At 74.2% G+C, this 1,908-nt stretch carries 2 protein-coding genes; both read left to right on the forward strand.

Annotated features, from left to right (window positions below):
- The coding region (locus tag AB0C69_RS41835; protein WP_360362387.1) for an alpha/beta hydrolase at positions 1 to 950 on the forward strand (950 nt) is incomplete at its 5' end.
- Between the two features lie 60 nt (positions 951 to 1,010).
- Positions 1,011 to 1,908 (forward strand): DNA repair protein RadA (locus tag AB0C69_RS41840; RefSeq protein WP_360362390.1); only part of this gene is annotated, 898 nt, incomplete at its 3' end.

The following is a 1,908-nucleotide window of genomic DNA, read 5'->3' on the forward strand; positions in this document are numbered from 1 at the left end:
GCCTGCAGCTGCGCCCCGACCCGTTCGCGGGCGAGCCGTTCGGGTCGCTGCCCGGACGGGCCCGACCCGTCCGCGCCGACGACGGCACCCGCCTGTACGCGGAGATCGACGGCGAGGACCGCACCGACCTCGCCGTCGTGTTCTGCCACGGCTGGACGCTCACCCAGGACTCCTGGCACTTCCAGCGCAAGGCCCTGCGCGGCCTCGGCCGCCTCGTCTTCTGGGACCACCGCGGGCACGGCCGCTCCGACGGCGGCGCCCGCGACGGCTACGCCGTCCCCCGCCTGGCCCGCGACCTCGGCGCCGTCATCGAGGCGACCGTCCCCGCCGACACCCCCGTCGTCCTGGTCGGCCACTCGATGGGCGGCATGACCATCATGCGGTACGCCGACGAGAACCCCGAGCTGGTCGGACGCAAGATCCTCGCGGCCGGGCTGCTGTGCACGTCGTCCGGCGGCCTCGGCGAGGTCACGCTCGGCATGCCCGCGCTCATCGCGCGCACCACCCACCGCCTCATGCCCGCCGCCCTCGGCGCGCTCGGCGCCGGCTCGGGCGTCGTCGAGCGCGTCCGCCACCTCGGCCGCGACGCCGCCGCCCTCGTCGAGGACCTGGTCGCCTTCGGCCCGGACGCCAGCCCCGCCGCGGTCGCCTTCGCCGAGCAGATGATGGCCGACACCCGCATGGACGCCTTCGTCGACTTCTTCCGCTCCATGATCACCACCGAGGTGATCAGCGAGTGCGCGTCCCTCGGCGGCGCCGACACCCTGGTCATCGGCGCGGAGAACGACATGCTCACCCCGGTCGAGCACAGCCTGAAGATCGCCTCCTGCGTGCCGTCCGGGCGGCTGGAGGTCGTCCCCGGCGCCGGGCACATGGCCATGCTCGAACGCCCGAGCATCGTGTCCGACCACCTCGGCGACCTCATCGAACGGGCCCGCAAGGAGAGCTGAGCCCCCCTCGTCCCGCGCGCGGGATGAATACTGTCGGTGCCCGGCCCTACGCTTCCGCGCATGGCGAAGGCGAAGGCGGCCAAGGCCGCCTACCGGTGCTCGGAATGCGGATGGCAGACCTCCAAGTGGGTCGGGCGCTGCGGCGAGTGCCAGACATGGGGCACGGTCACCGAGGCCGCGTCGGCGACCCCGGCCCGGGTCGTGTCGGCCGGGCCGGTCAGCTCACCGGCCCGCCCGATCGGCCAGGTCGACGTGCGGTCCGCGCAGACGCGCCCCACCGGTCTGGACGAGCTCGACCGCGTCCTCGGCGGCGGCATCGTGCCCGGAGCCGTCCTGCTGCTGGCGGGCGAGCCCGGCATCGGCAAGTCGACGCTGCTGCTGGAGGTCGCCGCCCTGGCCTCGACGGCGGACGCGGCGGGCTCCGAAGGCGGCAACGTCCTGTACGTCACGGGGGAGGAGTCGGCCGAGCAGGTCCGGCTGCGCGCCGACCGCGTCGGCGCGATCACCGACCGGCTGTACCTGGCGGCCGAGACCGAGCTGTCCGCCATCCTCGGCCACATCGAGTCGGTCGATCCCGGGCTGCTCGTCGTCGACTCCATCCAGACGATCGGCACCTCCGAGGCCGACGGCGCGCCCGGCGGCGTCACCCAGGTCCGCGAGGTCGCCGCCAACCTGATCAGGGTCGCCAAGGAGCGCGGCATGACCGTCGTGCTGGTCGGCCACGTCACCAAGGAGGGCTCGATCGCCGGGCCGCGCCTCCTGGAGCACCTGGTCGACGTCGTCCTGTACTTCGAGGGCGACCGGCACTCCCGGCTCCGCATGATCCGCGCCATGAAGAACCGGTACGGCCCCACCGACGAGCTGGTTCCCGTTCCGCCCGCACCGCGTCGTGGCGTCCATCGCCGACCTCATCGAGCTGGTCTGACCCGCGTCCGCGCCCGGCCGCGGCGCGGCCGGG

Source organism: Actinomadura sp. NPDC048032 (genome assembly GCF_040653175.1).
Taxonomy (GTDB): domain Bacteria; phylum Actinomycetota; class Actinomycetes; order Streptosporangiales; family Streptosporangiaceae; genus Spirillospora; species Spirillospora verrucosospora.